General features: G+C 67.2%; 36 protein-coding genes. 32 read left to right on the forward strand and 4 right to left on the reverse strand.

Annotation, left to right across the window (positions count from 1 at the left end; all coding sequences use genetic code 11):
• A partial coding sequence (locus GTY56_RS01695; RefSeq protein WP_161361827.1) for a helix-turn-helix domain-containing protein occupies positions 1-731 on the reverse strand: 731 nt, incomplete at its 3' end.
• Positions 732-933: 202 nt separating this feature from the next.
• Positions 934-1,386, reverse strand: coding sequence for an ATP-binding protein (locus tag GTY56_RS01700; RefSeq protein ID WP_161361778.1), 453 nt, complete (start codon positions 1,384-1,386; stop codon positions 934-936).
• A 155-nt stretch (positions 1,387-1,541) separates the two neighbouring features.
• On the opposite strand from GTY56_RS01700, the gene GTY56_RS01705 reads away from it, so the two are divergent.
• Positions 1,542-2,420 (forward strand): helix-turn-helix domain-containing protein, encoded by an 879-nt coding sequence (locus GTY56_RS01705; RefSeq protein WP_161361780.1) that lies wholly within the window; start codon positions 1,542-1,544, stop codon positions 2,418-2,420.
• Positions 2,417-2,599 carry a DUF397 domain-containing protein gene (locus GTY56_RS01710; RefSeq protein ID WP_161361782.1) on the forward strand — a complete coding sequence of 61 codons (183 nt, stop codon included), beginning with the start codon at positions 2,417-2,419 and terminating at the stop codon, positions 2,597-2,599. Before GTY56_RS01705 ends, GTY56_RS01710 begins: the two co-directional genes overlap by 4 nt.
• A gap of 73 nt (positions 2,600-2,672) precedes the next feature.
• Here GTY56_RS01710 and GTY56_RS01715 read toward each other — a convergent pair whose 3' ends face one another.
• Together GTY56_RS01715 and GTY56_RS01720 are read right to left on the reverse strand one after the other, a co-directional pair.
• Complete coding sequence (locus GTY56_RS01715; protein WP_161361784.1) at positions 2,673-2,966, reverse strand: hypothetical protein; 294 nt, start codon at positions 2,964-2,966, stop codon at positions 2,673-2,675.
• The gene (locus GTY56_RS01720; protein ID WP_161361786.1) at positions 2,951-3,409 is read right to left on the reverse strand and encodes a hypothetical protein; all 459 of its coding nucleotides are present in this window, start codon (positions 3,407-3,409) and stop codon (positions 2,951-2,953) included. Before GTY56_RS01720 ends, GTY56_RS01715 begins: the two co-directional genes overlap by 16 nt.
• A gap of 81 nt (positions 3,410-3,490) precedes the next feature.
• On the opposite strand from GTY56_RS01720, the gene GTY56_RS01725 reads away from it, so the two are divergent.
• From GTY56_RS01725 to map, 30 genes are all read left to right on the forward strand, one after another.
• Positions 3,491-4,138: a hypothetical protein gene (locus GTY56_RS01725; protein WP_161361788.1), complete on the forward strand. Its 648-nt coding sequence runs from the start codon at positions 3,491-3,493 to the stop codon at positions 4,136-4,138.
• Between the two features lie 325 nt (positions 4,139-4,463).
• Entirely contained in the window at positions 4,464-4,613 is a 150-nt protein-coding gene (locus GTY56_RS40255; protein WP_237524343.1) for a hypothetical protein, read from the forward strand.
• Positions 4,614-4,769: 156 nt separating this feature from the next.
• Positions 4,770-9,329: a DUF6531 domain-containing protein gene (locus GTY56_RS01735; RefSeq protein ID WP_237524344.1), complete on the forward strand. Its 4,560-nt coding sequence runs from the start codon at positions 4,770-4,772 to the stop codon at positions 9,327-9,329.
• Positions 9,330-9,341: 12 nt separating this feature from the next.
• Complete coding sequence (locus tag GTY56_RS01740; protein WP_161361792.1) at positions 9,342-10,091, forward strand: hypothetical protein; 750 nt, start codon at positions 9,342-9,344, stop codon at positions 10,089-10,091.
• A complete protein-coding gene (locus GTY56_RS01745; RefSeq protein ID WP_161361794.1) occupies positions 10,088-10,477 on the forward strand; it encodes a hypothetical protein in 390 nt (129 codons plus the stop codon). The genes GTY56_RS01740 and GTY56_RS01745 overlap by 4 nt, the downstream gene beginning before the upstream one ends.
• Before the next feature lie 81 nt (positions 10,478-10,558).
• On the forward strand, positions 10,559-11,260 hold the full coding sequence (locus GTY56_RS01750) for a hypothetical protein (protein ID WP_161361796.1): 702 nt from the start codon (positions 10,559-10,561) through the stop codon (positions 11,258-11,260).
• A gap of 415 nt (positions 11,261-11,675) precedes the next feature.
• Positions 11,676-11,984: a 30S ribosomal protein S10 gene (gene rpsJ, locus GTY56_RS01755; RefSeq protein WP_003948644.1), complete on the forward strand. Its 309-nt coding sequence runs from the start codon at positions 11,676-11,678 to the stop codon at positions 11,982-11,984.
• Between the two features lie 17 nt (positions 11,985-12,001).
• Positions 12,002-12,646 carry a 50S ribosomal protein L3 gene (gene rplC / locus GTY56_RS01760; protein WP_033308969.1) on the forward strand — a complete coding sequence of 215 codons (645 nt, stop codon included), beginning with the start codon at positions 12,002-12,004 and terminating at the stop codon, positions 12,644-12,646.
• 7 nt (positions 12,647-12,653) lie between these two features.
• Complete coding sequence (rplD, locus tag GTY56_RS01765; protein ID WP_161361798.1) at positions 12,654-13,310, forward strand: 50S ribosomal protein L4; 657 nt, start codon at positions 12,654-12,656, stop codon at positions 13,308-13,310.
• The gene (rplW, locus tag GTY56_RS01770) at positions 13,310-13,729 is read left to right on the forward strand and encodes a 50S ribosomal protein L23 (RefSeq protein WP_033308967.1); all 420 of its coding nucleotides are present in this window, start codon (positions 13,310-13,312) and stop codon (positions 13,727-13,729) included. Before rplD ends, rplW begins: the two co-directional genes overlap by 1 nt.
• Before the next feature lie 40 nt (positions 13,730-13,769).
• The gene (gene rplB, locus GTY56_RS01775) at positions 13,770-14,606 is read left to right on the forward strand and encodes a 50S ribosomal protein L2 (RefSeq protein WP_053674520.1); all 837 of its coding nucleotides are present in this window, start codon (positions 13,770-13,772) and stop codon (positions 14,604-14,606) included.
• 12 nt (positions 14,607-14,618) lie between these two features.
• On the forward strand, positions 14,619-14,900 hold the full coding sequence (rpsS, locus tag GTY56_RS01780; protein ID WP_003992359.1) for a 30S ribosomal protein S19: 282 nt from the start codon (positions 14,619-14,621) through the stop codon (positions 14,898-14,900).
• A 42-nt stretch (positions 14,901-14,942) separates the two neighbouring features.
• On the forward strand, positions 14,943-15,290 hold the full coding sequence (gene rplV, locus GTY56_RS01785; protein ID WP_033308966.1) for a 50S ribosomal protein L22: 348 nt from the start codon (positions 14,943-14,945) through the stop codon (positions 15,288-15,290).
• On the forward strand, positions 15,290-16,120 hold the full coding sequence (rpsC, locus tag GTY56_RS01790; protein ID WP_030317320.1) for a 30S ribosomal protein S3: 831 nt from the start codon (positions 15,290-15,292) through the stop codon (positions 16,118-16,120). Before rplV ends, rpsC begins: the two co-directional genes overlap by 1 nt.
• A 5-nt stretch (positions 16,121-16,125) precedes the next feature.
• On the forward strand, positions 16,126-16,545 hold the full coding sequence (rplP, locus tag GTY56_RS01795) for a 50S ribosomal protein L16 (RefSeq protein WP_003992362.1): 420 nt from the start codon (positions 16,126-16,128) through the stop codon (positions 16,543-16,545).
• Positions 16,545-16,769 (forward strand): 50S ribosomal protein L29, encoded by a 225-nt coding sequence (rpmC, locus tag GTY56_RS01800; RefSeq protein ID WP_010036720.1) that lies wholly within the window; start codon positions 16,545-16,547, stop codon positions 16,767-16,769. Before rplP ends, rpmC begins: the two co-directional genes overlap by 1 nt.
• Positions 16,769-17,056: a 30S ribosomal protein S17 gene (rpsQ, locus tag GTY56_RS01805; protein WP_030839660.1), complete on the forward strand. Its 288-nt coding sequence runs from the start codon at positions 16,769-16,771 to the stop codon at positions 17,054-17,056. Before rpmC ends, rpsQ begins: the two co-directional genes overlap by 1 nt.
• Positions 17,057-17,189: 133 nt before the next feature.
• Positions 17,190-17,558 (forward strand): 50S ribosomal protein L14, encoded by a 369-nt coding sequence (rplN, locus tag GTY56_RS01810; protein ID WP_003992364.1) that lies wholly within the window; start codon positions 17,190-17,192, stop codon positions 17,556-17,558.
• 2 nt (positions 17,559-17,560) lie between these two features.
• A complete protein-coding gene (gene rplX, locus GTY56_RS01815) occupies positions 17,561-17,884 on the forward strand; it encodes a 50S ribosomal protein L24 (RefSeq protein ID WP_003992365.1) in 324 nt (107 codons plus the stop codon).
• Positions 17,884-18,441, forward strand: a complete 558-nt coding sequence (gene rplE / locus GTY56_RS01820; RefSeq protein WP_030839657.1) for a 50S ribosomal protein L5 — start codon at positions 17,884-17,886, stop codon at positions 18,439-18,441. Before rplX ends, rplE begins: the two co-directional genes overlap by 1 nt.
• 5 nt (positions 18,442-18,446) lie before the next feature.
• Positions 18,447-18,632 carry a type Z 30S ribosomal protein S14 gene (locus GTY56_RS01825; RefSeq protein ID WP_003948630.1) on the forward strand — a complete coding sequence of 62 codons (186 nt, stop codon included), beginning with the start codon at positions 18,447-18,449 and terminating at the stop codon, positions 18,630-18,632.
• A 240-nt stretch (positions 18,633-18,872) separates the two neighbouring features.
• A complete protein-coding gene (rpsH, locus tag GTY56_RS01830) occupies positions 18,873-19,271 on the forward strand; it encodes a 30S ribosomal protein S8 (protein ID WP_030839654.1) in 399 nt (132 codons plus the stop codon).
• 24 nt (positions 19,272-19,295) lie between these two features.
• Complete coding sequence (gene rplF / locus GTY56_RS01835; protein WP_033308964.1) at positions 19,296-19,835, forward strand: 50S ribosomal protein L6; 540 nt, start codon at positions 19,296-19,298, stop codon at positions 19,833-19,835.
• A gap of 3 nt (positions 19,836-19,838) precedes the next feature.
• On the forward strand, positions 19,839-20,222 hold the full coding sequence (gene rplR / locus GTY56_RS01840; protein ID WP_007494754.1) for a 50S ribosomal protein L18: 384 nt from the start codon (positions 19,839-19,841) through the stop codon (positions 20,220-20,222).
• Between the two features lie 41 nt (positions 20,223-20,263).
• Complete coding sequence (rpsE, locus tag GTY56_RS01845) at positions 20,264-20,869, forward strand: 30S ribosomal protein S5 (RefSeq protein ID WP_009190144.1); 606 nt, start codon at positions 20,264-20,266, stop codon at positions 20,867-20,869.
• A gap of 2 nt (positions 20,870-20,871) precedes the next feature.
• Positions 20,872-21,054, forward strand: coding sequence for a 50S ribosomal protein L30 (gene rpmD, locus GTY56_RS01850; protein WP_003974250.1), 183 nt, complete (start codon positions 20,872-20,874; stop codon positions 21,052-21,054).
• Positions 21,055-21,056: 2 nt separating this feature from the next.
• Positions 21,057-21,512, forward strand: a complete 456-nt coding sequence (gene rplO, locus GTY56_RS01855; protein ID WP_030839644.1) for a 50S ribosomal protein L15 — start codon at positions 21,057-21,059, stop codon at positions 21,510-21,512.
• Between the two features lie 235 nt (positions 21,513-21,747).
• Complete coding sequence (gene secY, locus GTY56_RS01860; protein WP_033308963.1) at positions 21,748-23,061, forward strand: preprotein translocase subunit SecY; 1,314 nt, start codon at positions 21,748-21,750, stop codon at positions 23,059-23,061.
• Positions 23,061-23,723: an adenylate kinase gene (locus GTY56_RS01865; protein ID WP_161361799.1), complete on the forward strand. Its 663-nt coding sequence runs from the start codon at positions 23,061-23,063 to the stop codon at positions 23,721-23,723. Before secY ends, GTY56_RS01865 begins: the two co-directional genes overlap by 1 nt.
• Before the next feature lie 132 nt (positions 23,724-23,855).
• Positions 23,856-24,692 carry a type I methionyl aminopeptidase gene (map, locus tag GTY56_RS01870; protein WP_161361801.1) on the forward strand — a complete coding sequence of 279 codons (837 nt, stop codon included), beginning with the start codon at positions 23,856-23,858 and terminating at the stop codon, positions 24,690-24,692.
• The last annotated feature ends 155 nt before the right edge of the window (positions 24,693-24,847 follow it).

A 24,847-nucleotide genomic window follows, 5' to 3' on the forward strand; every position in this document is an offset into this window, starting at 1 on the left:
GGGGCGAAGGGCGGTGGGGGTGGCAGTTGGGCTGTGAGGCGGTGGGCCAGGAGGGCGGCCGGGCGGTGGAGGGGCTCGGGTGGGAGGTCCGTCGTCAGGGCGTGCCGCACGGCGGCCGGGGAGGCGTCGCGCTCCAGCCAGGCGGCGACGCCCGGGGCGAGGTGGGCGGTGTCGCACGCGGACAGGAGGAGGCGGGGGTCTTCGCGGCGAAGCCGGCCGAGGAGGTCCGTGGCCTGCTGGAGGAGCGCCGGGGCGGAACAGGCCGGGCGCGGTACCGCGGGGAGGGGTTTGCCGCCGGGCTGCCTCGGCCGCCTCCTCGGGGCCGGGCGGGGCGCCTCCGGGCTGCTGTGCCCCGGCTGGTTGCAGGAGGTTGTGCGGGTGATGATCCGGCCGTCCGGGACGCGTTCGCGGGTGCGGCGGAGGTAGCCGTGCACCTCCAGTTCGCGCAGGGCGGCGGCGATGCGGGTCGTGCCCTCAGGGAAGCGGGCGGCGAGCGTCTTGATGTCGACGCGGGCGCCCGCGGGGAGCGACTGGATGTGCGTGCCGAGCCCGATCGCGAGCAGTGACAGCTCCGGGTGCTGGGCCAGGTGGTTGCCGATCACCGTGAAGCGGGTGGTGTGGCGGGTGTTGTCGTGAACCAGGCCGGCGTGGGGGTGCCGCCGGTTCGGGTGCTTCTTTGCGGCAACCCGGGTGTGGGCGTGCGTGGGCGCGTTAGGGTTCTGCGTATCCATCAGGAAGTTGGAGCCTTCCTCGGTGGTCAGGCCCTCGCACTGGGATTGCCGTCCCGGCGGGGGCCGTCGCATGTCTGCGGTTGTGTTGCGCTGAGCGTAGGGCAGGCAAGGACCCCCGAATCCAGCTGAGTTGCCGATGTTCACTCGCGAGGGTGAGGCAGCCCTGCGGCTGGGAGGAGGGGTGGGGTTGGGTCGGGTTCTTTCATCCTTGTGGTTCTTGGAGGAGGGCGCCTGTACCGCCGGAGCACGCACTTTCGGGTTCCGGTGCGAGGTCGATTTCGACCCAGACGGTCTTGCGGGGCGGCAGCCCTCGGGTGACGCCCCAGCGGTCGGCCAGCGCGTCGACCAGGAGGAGACCCAAGCCGGGTCGGGCTGTCGGCAGGCGGTCCGCGCGGGTGTCCGTCACCTCGATACGGAGGGTGCCGGCGACGACGTAGAGGAGCAGGCGGAAGTCACGGCCGGGGGTTCGGCCGTGTGTCGCCGCATTGGTCGACAGCTCCGCGACGACCTGCCGCGCAGGGTCCAGCGGCAACCCCCAGGAACGCAGTTGTTCCGTGGCGAGGAGGCGGGCCAGGCGGGCGCCGCGCGGGGTGGCCGAGAGCTGGAGGCTGAAGTTGCGGATCGGGGTGCGGAGTTCGGGGGAGTTCTGCTTCACGTCACTCAGCGTGGCTGCCCGCGCCTACCGTGAACAGTGACTCAGTGGGTGAGTACGGTGACTGTCCGGAGCTTGTCCGGCGTTGTCCGGGCTGTCGGGGCCGGGCGTACGGGTAGGGCGCTGGGCACGGTCGTACGACGGCGGAAGGGTGCGGGATGACGGCGGTCGAGGCGGACTCGGGGCGGCTCAAGGGCGAAGCGGACGAGCCGGGTTGGGAGGTCGATCCCGATGATGAGTGGGGTGTCGCGGTCATCGCGACCGTCGGGCGGCAGCTGAAGCTGCGGCGTGAGGCGGCGGGGATGCGGGCCGCCGAGTTCGGAACGGCGGTCGGGTACGGCGAGGACATGGTCTACAAGATCGAGGGCGGGAAGCGGATCCCTCGGCAGGACTATCTGGTCAGGGCGGATGAGGTGCTGGGGGCGGGTGGGCTGGTTGCGGCGGCTTGGGAGGACGTGAAGAGGGTTCGGTATCCCAAGAAGGTTCGGGAGCTTGCCAAGTTGGAGGGGCAGGCGGTGGAGATCGGGGTGTATGAGTGCAGCAGCGTCAACGGGCTGCTCCAGACCCCCGAGCACGCGCGGGCGTTGTTCGAGTCGTGGCAACCCGCGTACTCGCCGGACGAAGTGGAACGTCTAGTGGCTGCACGCATGGCTCGGCAGTCGGTGTTCGAGCGGTCGCCGGCACCTTCGCTGAGCTTCGTCCAGGAGGAGTCGACGCTGCTCCGCCCGGTCGGAGGCACAATGGTGTGGCGTCAGCAGCTTGAGCGTCTGCTGGAGGTGGGGCGGTTGCGTAACGTCAGGCTTCAGCTGATGCCGACGAGCAGCGAGGCACACCCCGGCCTGAACGGAAGGATCGAGGTGCTGAAATTCGGGGACGGCACCGCAGTGGGCCGGTCCGACGGCGCTTTCACCGGTCGGCCGGCCACTGATCCGAAGCACATCCGGATCCTGGAACTGCGCTACGGCACCATCCGAGCTCAGGCCCTTCCCCCGCGGGAGTCGCTGGCCTTCATCGAGCAACTGCTGGGAGAGACATGATCCGCAACGCTGAACCGGCGTGGTTCAAGAGCAGCTACAGCAGTGGCCCCGACGGCGACTCCTGCGTCGAGATCGCCATATCCCCCCACACCGTCCACGTCCGGGACTCCAAGCACGGCGAAGGCCCCCGGCTTGCGCTTGCGCCGGAGGCCTGGTCGGAGTTTCTGGCCTCCGTGTAGAGCATGACTTCGGAACCGGCGCGCGACGACCCTCTCGACTCCGCCGCTGGACGGTGGAGGAGCCCGAGGGAGCTCAGCGAGCCAGGCGAGGGCCCAGGAGCGGCAGAAGCCGGTCTCTGAGGAGGCCGCCCGCGGGCTCCATGGACATCCAGAGCAGTTTGTGGCGCGACCCGTCGGCCATGGAGAGCGTCATTCCGGAGGTGGTCAGGCCGCCGTGGATCCGGGCGTGCGTGATCTCGGCGAGGGGGAGCACCTTGTTGGTGCGGTGGGCGGAGCGGATGGCGTCGGGGTCGTGGGCAAGGGTCTGGAAGGTGTCCGGGGGCGCCAGTTCGGGCCCGACGAGCCCGACTGTCAGGGTGGCCGGCACGCCGCCGCGGATGCGGACCAACTGATCGGGGAGCAGCCACAGATCGCCGTGATCCAGTCCAGCCAGCCGGTCGTGCAGGTACGGGCGATGAGCTGCGCCGGCTCCATGCTGATCCGCCCGGCCCGGGCCACCGCCTCGTCGAGCAGCGCACCGAGCGCCTCCACGGAGGTGACCCGGCGGGACTCCTGGACGGCCCGGCCCTCGCCCCCGAGCCTGCCCTCGCTCGGCGAAGTGAAGTGGAGACGCGCGTGCCCGCTGCAGTGCACCTCCACCAGCAGCCGCACGGCCCAGCCCGCCGCCCTGAAGTGCAGTACCAGCCGCTCGCGCTCGTCGGCCCAGGGCACGGAGGACGCCTCGATCCCGTCCGAGAGCCACTGCGACCTGCGCCGCTCGATCTCCGCACCGGCCATGTCCATGGCTATCGCCTGTCTCGTCCGTCCCACGCCGCTGATCTTGTCGTACCTCACCCTCGCGCGATGGGACGATGGTCGGACTTGTGATCGAGTGAACGGGAGGCCGGCGCCATGGCCCGCTACATGGAGACCCTGACCGTCGAGCGGGGCGGTTTCCGGATCAAGGTGCCGGAGTCGTGGTGGGAGTTCGACGTACGGCCGGAGTCGCGGGACGACTCGATCCGGCGGATGGTGAACGAACGGGTGCAGCAGCGACCGGAGTTGGAGCAGTACCGGGACGCGTACGTGGACTTCCTCCGGAAGGCCGCCGCGGACGCGTGGAAGTCGGGCGCGATGTACTGCGGCTGCATGGCGGAGAGCTTCGGCGGGGACACGCCGATCACGGGTTCGGTGACCGTTTCACTCGTGGGCGGCCGCAACGAGCGCGGTGAGCCGTTGTCGAACGACCCGGCCGTCATCGCGAGCCAGCTCGCGGTCAAGGAGGCCAAGCGAGAGGGCGACTCCTGGCGCAAGGTGACGACGGTGGACATCCCGGGTGTCGGCCCGGCCGCGCGCACGCAGGGCATCGAGGACATCGCCGTACCGGGTGACGCGCTCAACCGCACGATCAGGGCCGTGCTGATGCAGACGTACATCCCGGTCCCGGGCCAGGAGGGCAAGGTCGCCCTGGTCGCCGGCAGCAGCCAGGTCCTCGACCTCGCGGACTCCTTCTTCGACATCTTCGACGCGATCACGTCGACGTTCCGGTTCACGGGCTGACGCGCCGGTGTCTCTCGGCTGGGACTGGGAGAGCGGTGAGGGCCTGCTGGGTCTGGACGACCCGGGGGCGTGGGACCTGGCCTTCGAGCGGGGCGAGGCGCGCCTCGGGACGGCGGTGATCGGCCTGGCGTTCCACTGCTCACCGCGGAGGCATCTCCGCGGATCGCCCGGGCCATGCGGCTGCCGGACGCCGCCCAGCGGGGGTTCGCCTTCACGGCGGCGGGCCACACGGCCCGCCTGAACGGGGAGTTGACGCCCGAGCTGTACGCGGCCCTGCGCGCCGAGGGACCCGGCGGAGTCGCCGAGCACCCCCATCAGGGACACCTTGACCTTCGTACCGTTCCGGAAGCTGCCGCCGTGGTTCAAGCGGCGGTGGTTGTACGTGGCGGTGCGGGACGGGCTTGAGGTCTGGTGGCTGCGGTGCGCCTACGCCGTCGAGGATGCCCGGCGGGCGGTACGCGGACACAGCTCCTGACGCCGGTCTCCGCAGCCTCCGTCGGCAGTACCGCCTTTCCGTCGAACGACTGTGCCTTGTAAGTTCACGTGTGCATACGGTTGTTGCTGGAGATATGCACGTGACGGGGGTTGCGGTATGGCAGGGCACAGGCCTGCGGACTGGCATGTCCTGGACTTGGACAAGGATCCGACCCCTGGCGATCCGCAGCGGGTGCGCACACTCGCGAAGCACCTGCACGACTTCGCCGACGACGTGTCCGATGCCCTCCGCCTGGTCAAGGGGATGGCGGGGGAGGGCACGCTCCTGGAGTGGGCGGGCAAGTCGGCGGATGTCTTCAAGGAGGACTTCGCCGACGTCCCGAAGAACCTCAAGAAGCTGAAGAAGTCCTATGAGATGTGCGGGGACGCGCTGGCGGACTTCTGGCCGAAGCTGGAGCGGGCGCAGTCGCTGGCGGACAAGGCGCTGCGCAAGGGGCGTGAGGCGCGCGACAGCCTTTCCTCGGCCCAGTCCCGTCTCACCTCGGCCGACTCGTGGGTGACACGGGCCGGCAAGGAGGCGGACAAATACAAGGACGACCCGACCGGCAGCAAAGGTGCCGAGAAGCCGGATGAGGCCAAGGTGCGGGCGGCGACGCGGGACGTCCAGCACGCCAAGTCAGCCCAGAGCAAGGCGCAGTCGGACGTCTCGGACGCGCAAGACGCTCTCGCGGCGGCGAAGAAGATGGCCGCGGATGCGCGCGCGATGCGTGACGAGGCGGCCCGTGAGGCGAAGTCGAAGATCGACGAGGCGTCCGATGCGGGGATTCAGAACCGGTCGTGGTGGGAGGAGGTCGGCGACTGGTTCACCGACAACTGGGACACCATCGTCGCCGTGTGCAAAGTCGTCGTGGCCGTCGTCGGGATCGTCGCGATGATCATCGGTGGACCGATTCTCGCCGCGATCGTGGTGGTGGCGGGACTCATCGTCCTTGCCGACTCGCTGTACAAGTATTCCAAGGGACAGGCGTCCCTATGGGATGTGGGATTCGCGGCACTGGACTGCATACCCGGCATGAAGGGCCTGACCACCCTCGGCAGACTCGCGAAGGGCATGAAGGCTGTCGGCAAAGGCGGTCTCAAGGCCATGGCCAAGGGGCTCAGGAGCGGTCTGCGCAGAGAGGCGGACGACGCCCTGGCCAAGAGCAAACCGGCGGAGGGCCGGTGCAAGGGTGGCGACCCCGTCGACATGGTCTCCGGCGAGATGCTGATGGAGCACACCGATGTCGAACTGCCAGGTCTGCTGCCGCTGATAGTGCGCCGCACCCACCTGTCCACCTACGCCTCCGGTCAGTGGTTCGGTCCCTCCTGGGCCTCGACGCTGGACGAGCGACTGGAACTCGACAGCGCGGGCGCCCTGTTCGCAGCTGAGGACGGAATGGTCCTCGTCTATCCGGTCCCCGCCCCCGGGGAATCGGTGCTCCCCCTCGAAGGACCCCGATGGCCCCTCGACTGGGACGGTGAGCCCGGTGCCCCGATCCGCATCACGAACCCGGCCACAGGGCGCACCCGTCACTTTGCGCCGACTTCCCAGCCGCCCTCCACCGCACAGAGTTTCACTCTCCCGCTCGCCGCAGTGACCGACCGCAACGGGCATCGGATGGACATCGACCGTGATGAGCGTGGCGTCCCGGTGGCCGTGCGCCATTCCGGCGGCTATCACCTGCGCATTCTCACCGACGATGCACGCATCACTCAGCTGCGACTGAGCGACCCGCAGGCCGGCCCGGACGGGATCACACTGGTGAGGTACGGCTACAACGCCGAGGGGCACCTCACCGAGATCTACAACTCGAGCGGTCTGCCGTACCGGCTCACCTATGACGATCGGGGACGTGTCACCTCGTGGACCGACCGTAAGGGCTCCTGGTACCGCTACACCTACGACGACCAGGACAGGTGCATACGAGGTGAGGGGGCGGAAGGCTTCCTCGACTGCGTCATTTCCTACGACACCGACGCTCGTGAGACCCGGTACACGAACGCGCTTGGGCACACCACGGTCCATCGCTACAACGAGTTCCTGCAACGTACGGAGATGATCGACCCGTCGGGCCGAACGGTCCGCACGGCCTGGGACCGGTACAACCGGATGCTGTCCTATACGGACGCACTGGGTCACACCACGACATTCACCTACGACTCACGCGGCAACCTCGCCGCCGTCACACGTCCGGACAGTCTTCGAACGACGGCTGAATACGACGATCTCGGTCTTCCCGTTCGACTGGTCGAGGCGGACGGGGCCGTGTGGGAGCAGCGTTTCGACGACTGCGGCAACCGTCTGAGGATCGTCGACCCGTCGGGCAACTCACGTCAGTACAGCTACGACGAGCAAGGCCGCAGCACTGCGGTGACCGACGGCCTCGGCCATGTGACCCGTATCGAGTGCAATGCGGCCGGATTGTCGATTCGAGAGACCGATGCGCTCGGAAACACGACGCACGCTGAACGCGACGCCTTCGGCCGTGTCGTCAGGGTCGTGGATGCCGAAGGCCGGGTCGAGTCCATGGGATGGACCGTGGAGGGGCGTCCGGCATGGCGTCTCGCCGCCGACGGTTCCCGGGAAAGCTGGGAATGGGACGGCGAAGGCGACCTCGTCGCCCACACGGACCAGCTCGGCCGCAGGTCGCTCATCGAGACCGGTCACTTCCACCAGCCGACCAGCCGCATCGACCGCAATGGCAGCGAGTACCGGTTCACGTACGACTCCGAGGTGAACCTGACCGAGGTCATGAACCCTCGGGGCCAGACCTGGAAGTACGTGTACGACTCCACCAACCGCCTGGTCGCCGAGACGGATTTCGAGGGGCGCTCGCTCACCTACTCCTACGACGCGGCCGGCCGCCTGGCCCGTCGCACGGATGGCGACGGCCAGGAGACCGTGTTCCTGCGCGACGAACTCGGCAGGACGGTCGAACAGCGCACGGGCGACCAGGTGTCGCGCTTCACCTACGATCCGGCCGGGCGGTTGGTCCGAGCGGTGAGCGACACCAGCACCCTTGAACGCGCCTACAACTCCTCCGGACGCTTGGTGCGTGAGGCGCTGGACGGTGCTGAGACGACCTACGCCTACGACGCACTGGGCCGTCGGACGGAACGACGCACGCCCAGTGGGATCACCTCGACATGGAGCTATGACGCCGTAGGCCGCCCGGCGTCTCTGCATGCGGCAGGGCAGACGGTCACCTTCGGGTTCGACGCCCTGGGACGGGAACGCGTCCGCGAGTTCGGGTCGTTCGCGTCGCTCACTCAGGCTTGGGACGAGCGCGGGCACCTGGTCGGACAGGAACTCCACGGCAACGGAATCCGCGGCCGAGCACTCCTGCAGAACCGCACCTACACCTACAGGCCGGATGGTCTGCTGTCCGGAATCAACGAACTCACAACGGGGCAGCGCAGGTTCGATCTCGACGCAGTCGGCCGCGTCACGGCGGTACACGCGCGAGACTGGACGGAGACGTACGCGTACGACGCCCTGGGCAACATCCAGGATTCGACCGCCCCCTCGTCGGGGGACCGCCCGACCGCGCGTGACTACGCCGGAACGCGACTTCGGCGATCCGGCCGTACCAGCTACCAGTACGACCAGCGAGGACGGCCTGTCCGCACCGTCAAGCGGCTCCTGAACGGGCAGAAGCGCATTGCCACCTACACCTGGGACGCGCAGGACAGGCTCACCGCCGCTGTCACACCGGACGGAGACCACTGGCGCTACCGCTACGACCCCACGGGACGGCGCCGCGCCAAGGTGCGGCTGGGTGCCGACGGCTCGGTCGTCGAGGAGACGCGGTTCACCTGGGACGGTACTCGCCTCGCCGAGCAGGTCAACGACTCTGGAGAGGCGCTGACTTGGGACTACTTCTCCGGCACGCATCGCCCGCTGACACAGATACGTCGTGGGGCGGACGGTGTCCGGTTCCATGGCGTGGTCACGGACACCGTCGGAGCTCCCACCGAACTCGTCGATGCCGAGGGCGCCGTGGCATGGCATCGCAGGACCGAGCTGTGGGGCCGGGAGCTGGAGCCACGCCCGGCAGATGTGGGCTCCGGTGTGCCGGTCGACTGCCCACTGCGTTTTCCTGGACAGTACGCCGACGCCGAGACCGGCTGGAACTACAACCACGCTCGCTACTACGACCCCGAAAACGGCCGCTACCTGACGCCCGACCCGTTGGGGCTTGCTCCGCAGCCGAATCACTACGGGTACGTCCCCAACCCCTTCTGCTTCATCGATCCGCTTGGCCTGGCACAACCCCGCGGCGGAAACGGAAGGTGGGTAAGGGACCCCGACGCACCGGACACCCGCCACAACCGATCTTCGGAATACCCCCATTCGTACTGGGACGAGACGCATGAGGACATGGTCACCCGATTCACCGACGAGGGCCGTGCAGCGGGTGGCTGGCCTCTCGATCAGAACGGCAATCGAATCCCGCGGGACCAGCTCACATGGCGAAACAATGCGGGTGAAGTAATTCCGGCAGACTCGAAGATCCTCACCTACGACCACAATCCGCGAGTGGTCGAACATTGGAATGAGACGGGTTACAACACCAATTATCCGGAACGTGAGGCTTGGTACAATGACACAACCGACATGGAGCCCATGACGCGGGCGGACAATGGCCGGGACGGTGCGCGCGCTCCCAGGTACCGTCAGGACACCGGGCCCAACTATTCCTGCAAGGGAGCATAAGGGGAGGTAGATGTGGATCCGGTTGCTGTAGTGTCCAAATTTCCCGGGGTAGAGGTCTTCGACGGAATCCCCGATGCCTGGCACTGGTCTCCTGTGTCAGGGTTGGATTTCGCCGCGGCGCTCAGTGCTGATGGGCGCCACCTCTTCCAGGTGAATGCTCGCGACACGTACGATCAGGCTCTGGTGGCTGCGATCCTCCGGACTGCACGCGAGAACAGTGCGCTGTTGCTGGAAAACGGTGCGTTGCTGAGTGCTCCCCAAGGTTTTCATCATCCCGGGCGCGACTTTGAGGTCATCGCGGCAGCACGGCCCGGAGTCCATCGCTACCACGAAGTTCAGCAGCCCGAGCTGCAGCAGGTCACATGGGCGGTATTCCCCGGCTACACGTGTGAGTTCGCCGATCCGGGCCGGTACTCCCTTGAAGACGCCCGGGAGAGCTTTATCCGGTTCCTTACACCGGCCGATCTCAACAGGGAGCCCGTACCGTTCCTGAGGCTCTGGTACGACAACACGGTCACCAAGGGCGGTACGGACGGGCCGGACGGAATCCTCGCAGCGGAGAAAACGCTGTATCGAGAGATCAAGCTGCTGGAAGGCGCTCCGGGAAGCTTCGTCCGCTTCGAGAACTTCCGAGGGAGCATTTTCCGGATCGAGTGGAACCCGGAGCGGGCCTGGACACTTTCCGAAGAGACGCAGAACAGCGGTCCGGAGCCTTTCGAGATCTCCGGCCTGCTGTCATTCGTGGAGCGGTCTCTGCGATGACCCAGCCCCGCCTGCGTGTCACCGTGGCCGACGACGACGTGTGGGACGGCCCTTCCGACCAGCAGATCCAGCGGCTTTTCGCCGGACTCAACGCGCGTCGGCACTTCCTCGTTCTCGAGCGGCTCGACGTGCCGGAGGGCGAGGTCGGGCAGCACTACCTGCAGATCGCGCTCCGCGACGATCTGACGCTGCTGCTCGAGACCCGGGACGGGAGCGCCATCGCACACCATCGCGCGGAAGTCGGCGTGCCGTCGGATCAGGGGGGCGCCGATCTGGTGGTCCCTGTGATGCTCGACTGGGCCGCGGGCCGACCGGGCTGGCGTACGGCACTGCCCTGGGTGCACTGGGATGCGGAGCGTGAATGCCCCTGGGGCGACCGGCGGTGAAGGCTCCCTCGCGTGGTCGCCCAGCCGGCTGGGCGTGGTGATGCGCGGGTACGGCCCGGACGCGCAGGACGACGAGGGGGAGTGGCTCTGACGCGCAGCCCGGCGTGCGACGACGGCCGGGTCCCCTCGACCCGGGCGGAGCCCATGGCGAGGGCGATCTTCGCCGCCCTCGGCGGCACCGTGGAGATCGGCGCCGTCCGCTCCGCCGGAACCTGGCTGCTCGCCGACGTCTCGGTCGGGGCCTTCCTCGCGCCCCGTGTGGAGGACCTGGGCCGTCTCATGGAGGGCGTGCGCGTGGTCGGGCGGTTCTCGGGGGAGGTCATGGCCATCGCCGACGAGCTCGGATACTTCCGGGACCACGAGGTGTCCGCCGCTTCCCTCCTGCTCTGGTCCGAGGGGATCACAGGGGTCCCCCAGCCGCCGGAGCGACTGGAAGAGCCCGCCCTGGTGCGCCGCATGTGCCGGATCGGGGTGGATCTTCAGCTGACCCGGTTGCTCCAGGCCCTCGTCACCGCCGCCCTCGCCGCCTGCACCGAAGCGGGGGAGGGGGCGGAGGCGATCTCCGGAATCGTCCGGGGCGCGACCCGCCTCGCCGACCCGGTGGAGGGCCGGACCACCCCTGCCGACATCCACCGCATGTGGCGCGTCGCCCACCTGCCCGCCATCCTCCGCCCGGCGTCCGACGCACCCGATTGGGGCAAGGCCGGCTACCGGGCCTACGACGCCGAGCTGGAGCGGCTCGTCGAGGGGGAGGGGCCCGGGCTCGTCCGGCCTTGTGTTTGACCTACGTCACCCCCGGGGTATTCTCCTCGGCTCGATTGGCGTAGCCCCCGCCCCATATGGCAGACTGTCCGAGTTGCTCGGTCGAGTGTTGATGCTGCGCGCCTCCCGCCGGGAGGACCGGAAGCGAGTCCCACAGTACTCGTCGCCCTAACTGCCACCACGGCAGCGCTGGGGCGGACGTACGGGAATCTTTCGGGAAGTGTCAGTGCGGCACCGGCCAGGCACCCGGTGGGCCTTCGCCCCCGGCCTGCGGTTCCGGAAGGGCCGTGTGCATTCCCAGCAGGGATGTTCGAACAAGGGACATCTGTGTCAGCGAGAGTGCGACACGCCCGACCGCGTGGGTCGGAGGAGCGGAAGGCAGCAACAGGAATCCACCGGGTTCCAGAGCGTTGAGAGACAGGACTACTGAGTAGCCATGGCGGGACAGAAGATCCGCATCCGGCTCAAGGCCTACGACCACGAGGTCATCGACTCCTCGGCGAAGAAGATCGTCGAGACGGTGACCCGCACTGGTGCGTCGGTCGCGGGCCCGGTGCCGCTGCCCACTGAGAAGAACGTGTACTGCGTCATCAAGTCGCCGCACAAGTACAAGGACTCGCGCGAGCACTTCGAGATGCGCACGCACAAGCGCCTGATCGACATCCTCGACCCGACCCCCAAGACCGTTGACTCTCTGATGCGACTCGACCTCCCGGCCGGTGTCGACATCGAGATCAAGCTCTGAGGCCGGTGATCTGAACGATGGCTAAGCAGATCAAGGGCATCCTGGGCGAGAAGCTCGGCATGACGCAGGTGTGGGACGCGAACAACCGTGTTGTTCCGGTCACCGTCGTCAAGGCCGGCCCCAACGTCGTCACCCAGGTCCGCACGAACGACGTCGACGGCTACGAGTCCGTCCAGATCGCGTTCGGCGAGATCGACCCGCGCAAGGTGAACAAGCCCCTCAAGGGTCACTTCGCCAAGGCCGACGTCACTCCCCGCCGCCACCTCGTCGAGATCCGTACCGCTGACGCCAGCGAGTACACCCTCGGCCAGGAGATCACCGCTGAGGTGTTCGAGGCCGGCATCAAGGTCGACGTGACCGGCAAGAGCAAGGGCAAGGGCTTCGCCGGTGTCATGAAGCGTCACAACTTCAAGGGCCTCGGCGCCGGACACGGCACCCAGCGCAAGCACCGCTCGCCCGGTTCCATCGGTGGCTGCGCCACCCCGGGCCGCGTGTTCAAGGGCCTCCGCATGGCGGGTCGCATGGGCAACGAGCGTGTCACCACCCAGAACCTGACCGTCCACGCCGTTGACGCGGAGAAGGGTCTGCTGCTCATCAAGGGCGCGGTTCCCGGTCCGAACGGCGGCCTCGTCCTGGTCCGCACCGCGGCCAAGGGGGCCTGAGGTACCGATGAGCACTGTTGACATCCTTTCGCCTGCCGGCGAGAAGACCGGTAGCGTCGAGCTCCCCGCGGAGATCTTCGGCGTGGAGAAGATCAGCATCCCGCTGATCCACCAGGTCGTCGTCGCGCAGAACGCCGCTGCCCGTCAGGGCACGCACAAGACCAAGACCCGTGGCGAGGTCCGCGGCGGTGGCAAGAAGCCGTACCGCCAGAAGGGCACCGGTCGCGCCCGTCAGGGTTCGACCCGCGCGCCGCAGTTCGCCGGTGGTGGCGTCGTGCACGGTCCCGTGCCGCGTGACTACTCGCAGCGGACCCCGAAGAAGATGAAGGCCGCGGCCCTGCGCCACGCCCTCACCGACCGGGCCCGCCACAACCGCATCCACGTCGTCTCCGGCGTCGTCGAGGGTGACAACCCGTCGACGAAGGCCGCCAAGACGCTGTTCGGCAAGATCTCGGAGCGCAAGAACCTGCTCCTGGTCGTCGACCGCGCCGACGAGGCCGCGTGGCTGTCCGCCCGCAACCTGCCCCAGATCCACATCCTGGAGCCGGGCCAGCTGAACACGTACGACGTTCTCGTCTCGGACGACGTGGTCTTCACCCAGGCCGCCTTCGAGTCCTTCGTGTCCGGCCCGAAGGCCAATGACACCGAAGGGAGCGAGGTCTGATGGCTATCCGTCACCCCGCTATCGCCTCCAAGGCGGCGAAGAAGGCCAAGGCCGCGCGCGTCGCCAAGGCGCGCCGCCACGCCGCCGAGGGCAAGAACACCGTCGAGACCCCGCTGAGCAAGTCCTTCACGGACCCCCGTGACGTGCTGCTCAAGCCGGTCGTCTCCGAGAAGAGCTACGCGCTCCTCGACGAGGGCAAGTACACGTTCATCGTGGACCCGAGCGCCAACAAGACCCAGATCAAGCAGGCCGTGCAGTCGGTCTTCTCGGTCAAGGTCACCGGGGTCAACACGATCAACCGCCAGGGCAAGCGCAAGCGGACCCGCACCGGCTTCGGCCAGCGCGCGTCCACCAAGCGCGCGATCGTGACCCTCGCTGAGGGCGACCGTATCGACATCTTCGGCGGTCCGACCGCCTAAGGGCGGTCCGGATCGTCCGATATCGGACGAGGACTGAGAAATGGGAATCCGCAAGTACAAGCCGACTACGCCGGGCCGTCGTGGCTCCAGCGTCGCCGACTTCGTCGAGGTCACGCGGTCCACGCCGGAGAAGTCGTTGGTCCGCCCCCTGCACAGCAAGGGTGGCCGTAACAACTCCGGTCGTGTGACCGTCCGCCACCAGGGCGGTGGCCACAAGCGCGCCTACCGCGTGATCGACTTCCGTCGTCACGACAAGGACGGCGTGCCGGCGAAGGTCGCGCACATCGAGTACGACCCCAACCGCACCGCGCGCATCGCGCTCCTGCACTACGCGGACGGCGAGAAGCGCTACATCCTCGCACCGCGTGGCCTGAACCAGGGCGACCGCGTCGAGAACGGTCCCGGGGCCGACATCAAGCCGGGCAACAACCTTGCCCTGCGCAACATCCCGGTCGGTACCACGCTGCACGCCATCGAGCTGCGTCCGGGCGGCGGTGCGAAGTTCGCCCGCTCCGCCGGCGCCTCGGTGCAGCTGCTCGCGAAGGAGGGCTCGATGGCCCACCTCCGCATGCCGTCCGGTGAGATCCGCCTGGTCGACCAGCGCTGCCGCGCCACGGTCGGCGAGGTGGGCAACGCCGAGCAGAGCAACATCAACTGGGGTAAGGCGGGCCGTAAGCGCTGGCTGGGCGTCCGCCCGACCGTGCGTGGTGTGGTCATGAACCCCGTGGACCACCCGCACGGTGGTGGCGAAGGCCGTACCTCGGGTGGTCGCCACCCGGTGTCCCCCTGGGGCAAGAAGGAAGGCCGTACTCGTTCGCCCAAGAAGGCGTCGAACAAGTACATCGTCCGCCGCCGCAAGACGAACAAGAAGCGCTAAGGACGGGTTGAGATGCCTCGTAGCTTGAAGAAGGGGCCCTTCGTCGACGACCACCTGATCAAGAAGGTGGACGCCCAGAACGAAGCCGGCACCAAGAACGTCATCAAGACCTGGTCCCGTCGCTCCATGATCGTGCCGGCCATGCTCGGCCACACGCTCGCGGTGCACAACGGCAAGACCCACATTCCGGTGTTCGTCACCGAGTCGATGGTCGGCCACAAGCTCGGCGAGTTCTCGCCGACGCGCACCTTCCGGGGTCACGTCAAGGACGACCGGAAGTCGAAGCGCCGCTAAGCGCGGGGTGGAATGACCATGACAGACACTGGAAGGACAACCATGGAAGCCAGGGCCCAGGCGCGGTACATCCGCGTCACGCCCATGAAGGCCCGCCGCGTGGTGGACCTCATCCGTGGCATGAGCGCCACGGAGGCTCAGGCGGTCCTGCGTTTCGCCCCGCAGGCCGCGAGCCAGCCGGTCGGCAAGGTGCTGGACAGCGCCATCGCCAACGCCGCGCACAACTACGACCACACCGATGTCGACAGCCTCTTCGTCTCCGAGGCCTACGTCGACGAGGGCCCGACCCTGAAGCGGTTCCGCCCGCGCGCCCAGGGCCGTGCCTACCGGATCCGCAAGCGGACCAGCCACATCACCGTGGTCGTCAGCAGCAAGGAAGGAACCCGGTAATGGGCCAGAAGGTAAACCCGCACGGGTTCCGGCTCGGTGTCACGACCGACTTCAAGTCGCGTTGGTACGCCGACAAGCTGTACAAGGACTACGTCAAGGAAGACGTCGCCATCCGTCGGATGATGACGTCCGGCATGGAGCGCGCCGGCATCTCCAAGGTCGAGATCGAGCGCACCCGTGACCGCGTGCGTGTGGACATCCACACCGCTCGTCCGGGCATCGTCATCGGCCGCCGCGGCGCCGAGGCCGACCGCATCCGCGGTGACCTCGAGAAGCTCACGGGCAAGCAGGTCCAGCTGAACATCCTCGAGGTCAAGAACCCCGAGACCGACGCTCAGCTGGTTGCCCAGGCCGTCGCCGAGCAGCTCTCCTCCCGCGTCTCCTTCCGCCGTGCCATGCGCAAGAGCATGCAGTCGGCGATGAAGGCCGGCGCCAAGGGCATCAAGATCCAGTGCGGTGGCCGCCTCGGTGGCGCCGAGATGTCCCGCTCGGAGTTCTACCGCGAGGGCCGTGTGCCCCTGCACACGCTCCGCGCGAACGTGGACTACGGCTTCTTCGAGGCCAAGACGACCTTCGGCCGCATCGGCGTGAAGGTCTGGATCTACAAGGGCGACGTCAAGAACATCGCCGAGGTCCGCGCCGAGAACGCCGCGGCCCGTGCGGGTAACCGCCCGGCCCGTGGTGGCGCCGACCGCCCGGCCCGTGGTGGCCGCGGTGGCGAGCGTGGCGGGCGCGGTCGTAAGCCGCAGCAGGCTGCCGGCGCCGAGGCCCCCAAGGCCGAGGCTCCCGCCGCCGCCGCTCCGGCTGAGAGCACCGGAACGGAGGCCTGACCGTCATGCTGATCCCCCGTAGGGTCAAGCACCGCAAGCAGCACCACCCCAAGCGCAACGGCATGTCCAAGGGTGGCACGCAGGTCGCGTTCGGCGAGTACGGCATCCAGGCGCTGACCCCGGCGTACGTGACGAACCGCCAGATCGAGGCCGCTCGTATCGCCATGACCCGCCACATCAAGCGTGGCGGCAAGGTCTGGATCAACATCTACCCGGACCGCCCCCTCACCAAGAAGCCCGCCGAGACCCGCATGGGTTCCGGTAAGGGTTCTCCTGAGTGGTGGATCGCCAACGTCAAGCCCGGACGCGTGATGTTCGAGCTGTCGTACCCCAACGAGAAGATCGCGCGCGAGGCTCTGACCCGTGCGGCTCACAAGCTGCCGATGAAGTGCAAGATCGTCAAGCGCGAGGCAGGTGAAGCGTGATGTCGGCCGGTACCAAGGCGTCCGAGCTGCGCGAGCTGGGCAACGAGGAGCTGCTCAACAAGCTCCGCGAGGCCAAGGAAGAGCTGTTCAACCTCCGCTTCCAGGCGGCGACGGGCCAGCTCGAGAACCACGGCCGGCTCAAGGCCGTCCGTAAGGACATCGCGCGGATCTACACCCTGATGCGTGAGCGCGAGCTGGGCATCGAGACGGTGGAGAGCGCCTGATGAGCGAGAGCAACGTGACTGAAGAGACCAAGACGGACCGCGGTTTCCGCAAGACCCGTGAGGGTCTGGTCGTCAGCGACAAGATGGACAAGACCGTCGTCGTCGCCGTCGAGGACCGCGTCAAGCACGCGCTGTACGGCAAGGTCATCCGCCGTACGAGCAAGCTCAAGGCCCACGACGAGCAGAACGCCGCGGGTGTCGGCGACCGCGTCCTCCTCATGGAGACCCGGCCGCTGTCCGCGACCAAGCGCTGGCGCGTCGTCGAGATCCTCGAGAAGGCCAAGTAATTCCCGCCAGGGAATTCCAAGGGCAAGCACATCCCTCCTAGGGGGACCCCCTAGGAATCGTTCCGCCAGGCTCGGGGCGGGTGTGTAAGTTGCGCACCCGCCCCGGGAACCGGCAGACAATCAGGAGATAGACGTGATCCAGCAGGAGTCGCGACTGCGTGTCGCCGACAACACTGGTGCGAAGGAAATCCTTTGCATCCGTGTGCTCGGTGGCTCCGGTCGCCGCTACGCGGGTATCGGTGACGTCATCGTCGCCACCGTCAAGGACGCGATCCCCGGCGGCAACGTGAAGAAGGGTGACGTCATCAAGGCGGTCATCGTTCGCACCGTCAAGGAGCGCCGCCGTCCGGACGGCTCGTACATCCGCTTCGACGAGAACGCCGCCGTCATTCTGAAGAACGACGGCGACCCTCGTGGCACCCGTATCTTCGGCCCGGTCGGCCGGGAGCTGCGCGAGAAGAAGTTCATGAAGATCATCTCGCTCGCGCCGGAGGTGCTGTAAGCATGAAGATCAAGAAGGGCGACCTGGTCCAGGTCATCACCGGTAAGGACAAGGGCAAGCAGGGCAAGGTCATCGCGGCCTTCCCCCGCGAGGACCGCGTCCTGGTCGAGGGTGTCAACCGGGTCAAGAAGCACACCAAGGCCGGTCCGACGGCTCGCGGTTCGCAGGCCGGCGGCATCGTCACCACCGAGGCGCCGATCCACGTCTCCAACGTCCAGCTGGTCGTGGAGAAGGACGGCAACAAGGTCGTGACCCGCGTCGGTTACCGCTTCGACGACGAAGGCAACAAGATCCGCGTTGCCAAGCGGACGGGTGAGGACATCTGATGACGACCACCACCAGCCCGCGTCTGAAGCAGAAGTACCGTGAGGAGATCACGGGCAAGCTGCGTGACGAGTTCAAGTACGAGAACGTCATGCAGATCCCCGGTCTCGTCAAGATCGTGGTCAACATGGGTGTGGGCGACGCCGCCCGCGACTCCAAGCTGATCGAGGGCGCCATCCGCGACCTCACCACGATCACCGGTCAGAAGCCGGCCGTCACCAAGGCCCGCAAGTCCATCGCGCAGTTCAAGCTGCGTGAGGGCCAGCCGATCGGTGCCCACGTCACGCTCCGTGGCGACCGCATGTGGGAGTTCCTGGACCGCACCCTGTCGCTCGCGCTGCCGCGCATCCGCGACTTCCGCGGCCTGTCCCCCAAGCAGTTCGACGGCCGTGGCAACTACACCTTCGGTCTCACGGAGCAGGTCATGTTCCACGAGATCGACCAGGACAAGATCGACCGCACCCGGGGTATGGACATCACCGTGGTGACCACGGCGACCAACGACGCTGAGGGCCGCGCGCTCCTTCGTCACCTCGGCTTCCCCTTCAAGGAGGCGTGAGCGAGATGGCGAAGAAGGCTCTGATCGCTAAGGCTGCTCGCAAGCCCAAGTTCGGTGTGCGTGGCTACACCCGCTGCCAGCGCTGCGGCCGCCCGCACTCCGTGTACCGCAAGTTCGGCCTCTGCCGCGTGTGCCTTCGTGAGATGGCTCACCGTGGCGAGCTGCCGGGCGTGACCAAGAGCTCCTGGTAATCCCCCTTATAGGGATTCGCAGGGCTCTCGGTAAGCACGTAGGGGTGGCAGGACGCCCGGCCCGCATGGCTTAGGCTTGTGGGGTTGGGCGTCTGCCGCCGCCCTTGCATCGCGGACAGCTGTCCGCTCATTGAATGCTTACTACGCCGTAGGTCCACCGCGCCGCACCCGTCCCGTCTCGGATCGGGGAGAGGGATGGCGCACCAGGAAACCCCGGCGAGAGAGGCCGAAGGCCAATTCATGACCATGACTGATCCGATCGCAGACATGCTGACCCGTCTGCGGAACGCGAACTCGGCATACCACGACTCCGTGACGATGCCGGCGTCCAAGATCAAGTCGCACATCGCGGAGATCCTCCAGCAGGAGGGCTTCATCACGGGCTGGAAGGTCGAGGACGCCGAGGTCGGCAAGAACCTCGTCCTGGAGCTGAAGTTCGGCCCCAACCGTGAGCGCTCCATCGCGGGCATCAAGCGGATCTCCAAGCCCGGTCTCCGGGTGTACGCGAAGTCCACCAACCTGCCGAAGGTTCTGGGCGGCCTGGGCGTGGCCATCATCTCCACGTCGCACGGACTCCTGACCGACAAGCAGGCGCAGAAGAAGGGCGTGGGTGGGGAAGTCCTCGCCTACGTCTGGTAATTCGGGAACGGAGGAGAGACAGCAATGTCGCGTATCGGCAAGCTCCCCATCCCGGTTCCCGCCGGCGTGGACGTCACCATCGACGGCCGTACGGTCGCGGTCAAGGGCCCCAAGGGCGAACTGACCCACACCGTCATCGCGCCGATCGACATCGCGAAGGCCGAGGACGGCACCCTTCAGGTGCTGCGGCCGAACGACGAGCGGCAGAGCAAGGCCCTGCACGGCCTGTCCCGCACGCTGGTGGCGAACATGATCACCGGTGTGACCCAGGGATACGTCAAGAAGCTCGAAATCAGCGGTGTCGGTTACCGTGTCGTGGCCAAGGGTTCCAACCTGGAGTTCTCCCTGGGCTACAGCCACCCGATCCTGGTCGAGGCCCCCGCGGGCATCACCTTCAAGGTGGAGTCCCCGACCCGTTTCTCGGTCGAGGGCATCGACAAGCAGAAGGTCGGCGAGGTTGCGGCCAACATCCGCAAGCTGCGCAAGCCCGACCCGTACAAGGCCAAGGGCGTCAAGTACGAGGGCGAAGTCATCCGCCGCAAGGTCGGAAAGGCGGGTAAGTAAGCCATGGCATACGGACAGAAGATCCTTAAGGGCGACGCCTACAAGCGCGCCGCGATCAAGCGCCGCCACATCCGGATCCGTAAGCACATCAACGGTACGGCGGAGCGTCCGCGTCTGGTCGTTACCCGCTCGAACCGCCACATCGTGGCCCAGGTGATCGACGACATCAAGGGTCACACCCTTGCGTCGGCGTCCACCCTGGACACCTCGATCCGCGGTGGCGAGGGCGACAAGTCCGCGCAGGCCAAGCAGGTCGGCGCCCTGGTCGCCGAGCGCGCCAAGGCCGCCGGCGTCGAGGCTGTCGTGTTCGACCGTGGTGGTAACCAGTACGCGGGGCGCATCGCCGCCCTGGCGGACGCCGCCCGCGAGGCCGGGCTCAAGTTCTGAGCCGGTTCCGTAGCTAGCGGAAACAGAGAGAGGTAATTCCAATGGCTGGACCCCAGCGCCGCGGTGGCGGTGCCGGTGGCGGCGAGCGGCGGGACCGGAAGGGCCGTGACGGCGGCGCTGCTGCCGCCGAGAAGACCGCGTACGTTGAGCGCGTTGTCGCGATCAACCGCGTCGCCAAGGTTGTGAAGGGTGGTCGTCGCTTCAGCTTCACCGCGCTGGTCGTGGTGGGCGACGGTGACGGCACCGTGGGTGTCGGATACGGCAAGGCCAAGGAGGTGCCGGCCGCCATCGCCAAGGGTGTTGAGGAGGCCAAGAAGCACTTCTTCAAGGTCCCCCGCATCCAGGGCACCATCCCGCACCCCATCCAGGGTGAGAAGGCTGCCGGCGTCGTGCTCCTGAAGCCCGCGTCGCCCGGTACCGGTGTTATCGCCGGTGGTCCGGTGCGTGCCGTGCTCGAGTGCGCCGGTATCCACGACGTGCTGTCGAAGTCGCTCGGCTCCGACAACGCGATCAACATCGTGCACGCGACCGTGGAGGCCCTGAAGGGTCTGCAGCGTCCCGAGGAGATCGCGGCCCGCCGTGGTCTGCCGCTCGAGGACGTCGCCCCCGCGGCTCTTCTCCGTGCGCGTGCCGGGGCGGGTGCGTAATCATGGCGCAGCTCAAGATTACGCAGGTCAAGTCCTACATCGGCAGCAAGCAGAACCACCGTGACACCCTGCGTTCCCTTGGTCTCAAGGGCATCAACACGCAGGTCGTCAAGGAGGACCGCCCCGAGTTCCGCGGCATGGTGCACACCGTCCGCCACCTCGTGACGGTCGAGGAGGTCGACTGATCATGGCGGAGCAGAACCCGCTCAAGATCCACAACCTCCGTCCCGCCCCGGGCGCCAAGACCGCCAAGACCCGTGTGGGTCGTGGTGAGGCGTCGAAGGGTAAGACGGCCGGTCGTGGTACCAAGGGCACGAAGGCCCGTTACCAGGTTCCGGAGCGCTTCGAGGGTGGCCAGATGCCCCTCCACATGCGTCTCCCGAAGCTGAAGGGCTTCAAGAACCCGTTCAAGACCGAGTTCCAGGTCGTGAACCTCGACAAGCTGGCCGCGCTCTACCCCGAGGGTGGCGAGGTCACCGTCGAGGGTCTGGTGGCCAAGGGGGCCGTTCGCAAGAACAGCCTCGTCAAGGTCCTCGGCCAGGGCGAGATCTCCGTGGCGCTGCAGGTGACGGTCGACGCCGTCTCCGGCTCCGCCAAGGAGAAGATCACCGCCGCCGGCGGTTCTGTCACCGAGCTCGTCTGAACACCACAGGCGTCTCGATGACCTGAGCGATCCCGACCGGGGATACCCCACAAATGGGGTATCCCCGGTTGGTCGTTCCTAGGGCGGCAGTCTCGCCGGTAAGGTGGCCTGCACTGCCCACTTTTCACTGGGTGCTTCACTTCGGGCACTCACAGCGGCAGTTGACCGTTACCTATTCGTCGAACCTCAAGACCGTCACCCTTGACGCAGTTGCGCGGGGGTCGCAGGAGGCACCGTGCTCACCGCGTTCGCCCGGGCGTTCAAGACGCCCGACCTGCGCAAGAAGCTGCTCTTCACGCTCGGCATCATCGTGGTCTACCGGGTCGGTACGCACGTACCCATCCCAGGCGTCGACTACCGGAACGTCCAGACCTGTATCGACAACGCCCAGGCCAACCAGGGCATCTTCGGCCTGGTCAACATGTTCAGCGGCGGCGCACTGCTGCAGATCACGATCTTCGCGCTGGGCATCATGCCGTACATCACGGCGAGCATCATTCTGCAGCTGCTGACCGTGGTGATTCCGCGCCTGGAAGCCCTGAAGAAGGAGGGCCAGGCCGGTACGGCGAAGATCACGCAGTACACCCGTTACCTGACGATCGCCCTCGCCATCCTTCAGGGCACCGGCCTCGTCGCCACCGCCCGCAGCGGCGCTCTCTTCACGGGCTGCCCGGTGGCCAGCCAGATCGTCCCCGACCAGTCGATCTTCGTCACCATCACCATGGTCATCACCATGACCGCCGGTACGGCCGCCGTGATGTGGCTCGGTGAGCTCATCACCGACCGCGGCATCGGCAACGGCATGTCGATCCTGATGTTCATCTCGATCGCCGCCACCTTCCCGTCCGCGCTGTGGGCCATCAAGCAGGAGGGCTCCCTGGCCGGCGGCTGGATCGAGTTCGGCACGGTCATCCTGGTCGGCTTCGCCATGGTCGGCCTGGTGGTCTTCGTCGAGCAGGCCCAGCGCCGCATCCCGGTCCAGTACGCCAAGCGCATGATCGGCCGCCGTTCCTACGGCGGTACGTCGACCTACATCCCGCTCAAGGTGAACCAGGCGGGTGTGATCCCCGTCATCTTCGCCTCGTCGCTGCTCTACATCCCGGCGCTGATCGCCCAGTTCGCGGGAGGCACCTCGGGCTGGAAGACCTGGATCGAGCAGCACTTCGTCAAGGGCGACCACCCGTACTACATCATCACGTACTTCCTGCTGATCGTTTTCTTCGCGTTCTTCTACGTGGCGATCTCCTTCAACCCCGAGGAAGTCGCCGACAACATGAAGAAGTATGGTGGCTTCATCCCGGGCATCCGGGCTGGCCGACCGACCGCTGAGTACCTGAGCTACGTACTCAACCGGATCACCTGGCCGGGTTCGCTGTACCTGGGGCTGATCGCTCTCGTGCCGACGATGGCGTTGGCAGGTTTCGGGGCAAACCAGAACTTCCCGTTCGGCGGCACCAGCATCCTGATCATCGTGGGTGTCGGTCTCGAGACCGTGAAGCAGATCGAGAGCCAGCTCCAGCAGCGCAATTACGAAGGGTTCCTCCGCTGATGCGTATCGTCCTCGTCGGGCCGCCGGGCGCCGGTAAGGGAACGCAGGCCGCGTTCCTGGCCAAGAACCTGTCGATCCCGCACATCTCCACGGGCGACCTGTTCCGGGCCAACATCAGCCAGCAGACGGAACTCGGCAAACTGGCGAAGTCCTACATGGACGCGGGCAATCTCGTGCCCGACGAGGTCACCATCGCGATGGCGAAGGACCGCATGGAGCAGCCGGACGCCGAGAACGGTTTCCTGCTGGACGGCTTCCCCCGCAACGTGTCCCAGGCCGAGGCGCTCGACGAGCTCCTCGAGACCGAGAGCATGCAGCTCGACGCGGTGCTGGACCTGGAAGTCCCCGAGGACGAGGTGGTCAAGCGCATCGCCGGCCGCCGCATCTGCCGCAACGACTCCGCGCACGTCTTCCACGTGACGTACAAGCAGCCGGCCAAGGACGGCGTCTGCGACGTCTGCGGCGGTGAGCTGTACCAGCGCAACGACGACTCCGAGGAGACGGTCCGGACGCGCCTGGAGGTCTACCACACCCAGACCGAGCCGATCATCGACTACTACAAGGCCCAGGGCCTGGTGGTCACGATCTCGGCGCTCGGCAAGGTGGAGGACGTCACGACCCGCGCCATGGAGGCGCTGAAGCGTGGCGAGGGCGACAAGTAGTCGTCCGTACGCAGCTACGGCCGCGGTTCCCCTCGGGGAGCCGCGGCCGCTGTGTGGGTGGGGCCGGTCGCGCGGCCCCGTATCGTTGAAGGCGTTCGTTGTCGCCGAAGGTCCAGAAAGGCCGTAGCTCCCATGGTGCAGATCAAAAGCCCCGAGCAGATCGCCAAGATGCGTGAGGCGGGGCTGGTCGTCGCAGCCATCCACGCGGCGACCCGTGAGGCCGCCGTGCCCGGAGCCACGACGAAGGATCTCGACCAGGTCGCCCGCAAGGTGCTCGCCGAGCACAACGCCAAGCCGAACTTCCTCGGCTACGGCGGCTTCCCGGCGACGATCTGCACGTCGGTGAACGAGGTCGTCGTCCACGGCATCCCGTCGGACGACGTCGTCCTCAAGGACGGGGACGTCATCTCCATCGACTGCGGCGCGATCATCGACGGCTGGCACGGCGACGCGGCCTTCACGGCCTTCGTGGGGTCCGGCCACTCCCCGGAGCTGGTCGAGCTCTCCCGGGTGACCGAGGAGTCGATGTGGGCCGGCATCGCCGCCATGAAGCAGGGCAACCGCCTGGTCGACGTCTCCCGGGCCATCGAGACGTACATCCGCCGCCAGCCCAAGCCGGGCGGTGGCAAGTACGGGATCATCGAGGACTACGGCGGGCACGGCATCGGCACCGAGATGCACATGGACCCGCACCTGCTGAACTACGTCGACCGGCGGCGCGGCAAGGGGCCGAAGCTGGTGCCCGGCTTCTGCCTCGCGATCGAGCCGATGGTGTCGCTGGGGACGCCGAAGACGGAGGTCCTCTCCGACGACTGGACCGTCATCACGACCGACGGCACCTGGTCGTCCCACTGGGAGCACTCCGTGGCTCTGACGGAAGAGGGGCCGTTGGTGCTGACGTCTCCCGACGGGGGGAAGGCGAAGCTCGCCGAGCTGGGGATCGTGGCCGCGCCGGATCCCCTGGGCTGAGTGCCTTCCGGGGTGGGCCGTGCTGCCGGCGGCGCTGCGGGGTTCGTTGTGGCCCGTCGCGCGGTTCCCCGCGCCCCTGGGGGCGCGCTTAAAGCTGTCGGTGCCGGGGCAGACTCTCTCGATTCGTGTTTCCGGGAGCCCTGACGTAGACTGAC

The sequence above is a fragment of the Streptomyces sp. SID5643 genome (assembly GCF_009872555.1).
GTDB lineage: Bacteria > Actinomycetota > Actinomycetes > Streptomycetales > Streptomycetaceae > Streptomyces > Streptomyces iakyrus.